General features: G+C 63.5%; 1 protein-coding gene. It reads right to left on the bottom strand.

Going from position 1 to position 4,603, the window contains the following annotated elements; genetic code table 11:
- Positions 1 to 4,603 (bottom strand): Ig-like domain-containing protein (locus BTW08_RS18845; protein ID WP_210403277.1); only part of this gene is annotated, 4,603 nt, incomplete at both ends.

Here is a 4,603-nt window from a genome sequence, read left to right as displayed (position 1 = left end):
GCGTAAACGTCGGGCTGGTGGCAGAAACGTTGCCTGCGATATCAGTCGCGGTGGCAGTGAAGACAGTTTCACCGCCAAACAGCTGATCCGCCTCATTGGTGGCGAACTGCCAGTCGCCGTTGCCATCTGCCGTGGTAGTGCCCAGGTTTCGACCGTCGGTGTAGACGGTCACGATGGCATTGGATTCGGCGCTGCCGATCAGCGTGGGCGTCACGTCGTTGGTCATATCGCCTCCGCCGATCGGCCCGGCGGGAGGAACGTCGTCTTCGGCGCCTTCAATCACGGGGGCTTCCGGGGCGGTCAGATCGACCGTCACTGCACCGAGGTTGCCGGTGCCGCTGGTGTTGCCCGCGGCATCGGTCTGACGAACCTGCACGGCGTCAGCGTCATAGACGTCTTCCGGCAGTTCGAAGCTGTTGCCCATGCCGGTTGTCCAGCTATCGCCGCCATCGGTGGAATATTCCCAGGTGGCGCCGTCCTTGAGGCCACCGACATTGACCGTGGCATCGTTGGTGATGCCGTCACCCTCAGTTCCCGAGTCGTTGGCCAACGTCGCGGTCGGGGCATCGGGTGCAGCCGTATCGAGCGTCGTGGTATCGCTGACCGTGCCGGTGTTGCCGGCGGCATCGGTCACGGAGAGAGTGGCTGTCAGTTCGCCGTCGGCGAGACTCGTCAGATTCACGCCGCTGGCAGTCAAGTTGCCGTCGGCATCGATATTGAAATCAGTGATATCGATACTGCCACCGTCGCCACCGCTGATCGTCAAGCCGGTGACGGAAGCGCCGCTCTCGATGCGCCCGGTCAAGGTGATATTGCCGGCCTCATCGACGTTCAGGAAGCCATCGCCGCCGTCATTGATCTGGATACTGTTGTCATCGGTGTTGGGTGCGGTGATATCCACGCTGACCGTGTCGGTGGCCGGCGTCGACGGGTTACCGGCCGCATCGGTGGCCGTCACTTCGATAGTGTTATCACCTTCGTTCAAGGTGACGCTGTCGGCCGGCACAATCCAGATGCCGTCTTCATCGACGGTGGCCGTGATCGGCTCGCCGCCGTTGACGCTCACGCTGACCGTGGCGCCGGGATCATCGACGGTGCCGGTAAAGGCCGGGGTGGTGTCGTTGATCGGCTCGTCGAGCGCATCGATGCCCACTATCGGCGCGGTCTGGTCGAGTGTCGCGGTGTCGGTGACCATGCCGTCGTTACCGGCGGCATCGCTGAGCGTCAGGGTCGCGGTCAGCTCGCCATCGGCCAGGCCGGACAGATCGGCGTTGTAGGTGAACGAACCATCGTCGCCGAGGGTGATTTCGTCACCGTCGATGACGATCGGATCACCGCCATTGGCACTGATGATGGTCAGCGACGCGATAGACGCGCCGTCTTCGATCGTGCCGGTGAGGGTGGCAGTGTCGGCTTCGGCGGCGTTATAGACATCGTCGGCGAATGCCACGCTGTTGAGGTCATCATCGCCGTTACCCGGCGCGGTGATATCCACCGTGACCGTGCCGGTCGCTGTCGCCTCGTTGCCGGCCAAATCGGTCGCGGTCACGCTGATAGAGGCCGCGCCTGGATCGAGTTCCGCAACGATGTCGTCGGCCAGGGCCCAGGTGCCATCGCCATTGTTAGTGGCGGTGTAATCGTCGCCGTCGACCGTCACGGTAACCGTGGCCTCGGCATCGTCGACCGTACCGCTCAGGGCCGGCGTAGTGTCGTTGGTGATCAGGTCGGCGACAGTGACGGTCGGCGCTGTGATATCCACGCTGACCGTGTCGGTGGCCGGCGTCGATGGGTTGCCAGCCGCATCGGTGGCCGTCACTTCGATAGTGTTGTCACCTTCGTTCAAGGTGACGCTGTCTGCCGGCACACTCCAGTTGCCGTCTTCATCGACGGTGGCCGTGATCGGCTCGCCGCCGTTGACGGACACGCTGACCGTGGCGCCGGGATCATCGACGGTGCCGGTAAGGGCCGGGGTGGTGTCGTTGATCGGCTCGTCGAGCGCGTCGAGGGTGACAACCGGTGCGGTCTGGTCGAGTGTCGTGGTATCGGTGACCGTGCCGTCGTTACCGGCGGCATCGCTGAGCGCCAGGGTCGCGGTCAGTTCGCCATCGGCCAGGCCGGACAGATCGGCGTTGTAGGTGAACGAACCATCGTCGCCGAGGGTGATTTCGTCACCATCGATGACGACCGGATCACCGCCGTTGGCACTGGTGATGGTCAGCGACGCGATAGACGCGCCGTCCTCGATCGTGCCGGTGAGGGTAACGTTGCCCGCTTCTTCAACATTGAGGAAGCCGTCACCGCCGTCATTGATCTGGATACTGTTGTCATCGGCGTTGGGTGCCGTGGCATCCACGATTTCGGTGGCTGGATCACTGGCGTTGCCCGCCTGATCCGTCGCCACGGCGTTGACTGTGCCGCCGTCGTCGAGCGGCGTCTCGGGCGTAACGCTCCAACTGCCATCGTCGGGATCGGTCGCCACGTCTTCGGCAATGACGTTGCCCTCACCATCGGTCAACGTGATCGTACTGCCGGGCTCGGCCGAGCCGGTAATGGTGTTGCCGTCGGTAGGTTCGATCGTCGGTGTCGCCGGGGCGGCGGTATCCACGCTCAGCATGAAACTCGGGCTGGCCGGAGAGACGTTGCCGGCGGCATCGGTGGCGGTGGCAGTGAAGTCCACATTGCCATCGGGCAGGGCATCCGGCGTGAACGTCCAGTCGCCGTTGTCGTCTGCGGTGACCGTGCCGATTTGAGTGCCGCCCGCGAGGATCGTCACCACGGCGTTGGCTTCGGCGGTGCCGGTCAGGATTGGTGTGGCGTCGTTCGTATTGTCGCCGTCGTCGAGCATGCCGCCCGGATCGACGTCATCGGTCGCGCTATCGATCGTCGGGGTAGCCGGCGGCGTTGTATCGATGACGACGGCAAAGGGCTGGCTACTATCCGATTCTTGACCGGTCGGATCGATCGATTTCGCCATGAAGCTCGTGTTGCCCTCGGCCAGGCGACTGAAAATACGGAAACTCCAATTGCCGAAATTGTCGGCTTGGGTCGTGCCGAGCATCTGCATGCCACTGCCGTCGTCGGCCCAGACCTGGACCGTGTTGGTTGCTTCTGCAGTGCCCATCAGCGTCGGGCTGGGATCGTTGGTCGTGTCACCATCGTCGACGTTTCCCGTTACCGGCTCCGTCGTATCGATCGAGGTGATGATCACGGGTACGGAGGGAGGTTGCGTATCGACAAGGTCGGCATCGACGGTAGCGCTACCTGGATCGCTGGCATTGCCGGCCGCATCCGTCGCGACTGCGGTGAAGGTGCTGCCATCCTCCAGCGGCGCATCGGGTGCATAGGACCAGTTGCCGTTGACGTCCGACGTTACCGTGGCGATGGTTTCGCCATCGTCGTCGGTGAGAGTAACGGTGCTTCCGGCTTCGGCACTGCCCGTCAATATCTCGCCATTGGTGGAATCGACAATGGGCGCGACGGGCGGCCGGGTATCGACGGTCAGGGTGAAGGAATCACTGCTATCCGACACATTGCCAGCGGAGTCAGTCGCGGTGACGTTGAAAGTGTAGCCACCGTCATCGAGTGTCTCGGGCGTGAATGACCATTCTCCGTCGGCGTTGGCGATGGTCGTGCCGAGCTGGGTCTCACCCGAATAGATAGTCACGATGCTGCGTGATTCGGCTTGCCCCGACAGGGTGGGCGTCGAGTCGTTGGTACTGTCGCCGCTGTCGAGATCGCCGGTCTGCGGCGTGGTGTCATCACTGGCCAAGGTAATGCTTGGCGTGGACGGAGGTGTCGTATCGCTGGGGTTGGCGTCAGTGGTCACGGTAGCCGGAGCGCTGATATTACCCGCGGCATCGGTTGCCGTCGCTTCGATTTCGGTGCCGTCGGCCAATGGATCGTCCGGTTGGAACGACCAGTTACCGTTTTCGTCCGTCGTCGTCTGGCCGACGGCGTTACCCTCATCATCGGTCAGCGTCACCACACTGCCAGCTTCCGCGGTACCGATCAGCACGCTGCCATCGCTGGGATCGACAGTCGGTGAATTCGGTGCGGAGGTGTCGATCGTCAGCGCATAGTCGTCACTGCCATTCGAGACATTGCCGACGGAGTCCGTGGCGGTGGCACTGAATGTGTAATCACCGTCGTCGAGATCGTCGGGGGTAAATGCCCAGTTGCCCTGATCATCGGCCGTGGTGGTGCCGGTTTGCTCGCCATTGGCGAAGATCGTCACGGTGCTGCCAGCCTCGGCCTGCCCGGTCAGACGCGGCGTGGTGTCGTTGGTGCTATCGCCGCTGGCGAGCTCCCCGGTCTGCGGATCGACGTCGTCCATGGCGGTAGTGATCGTCGGCGCATCCGGCGCGGCGGCGTCGATGGTGCCCGTGGTCGGCTCGCTGGTATTGCCGGTTGGGTCCTGCGCGACGACTTCGATGTCGGTGCCGTCGGGCAGCGGCTCGTCGGGCGTGAGCGTCCAGTTGCCGTCGTCGTCGGTGGTCGTCTCGCCGATCGGGTTCCCGTCACCATCGGTGATGATGACCGTGCTGCCGGGCTCGGCTTCACCGCTGACGGTTTCGCCATTCGAGGGATTGAGCGTGGGCGCATC

Source organism: Salinicola sp. MH3R3-1 (assembly GCF_001937155.1).
Lineage (GTDB): Bacteria > Pseudomonadota > Gammaproteobacteria > Pseudomonadales > Halomonadaceae > Salinicola > Salinicola halophyticus.
Note: the sequence above shows the minus strand (reverse complement) of the source record. Positions and strands in the feature narration are given on the sequence as shown.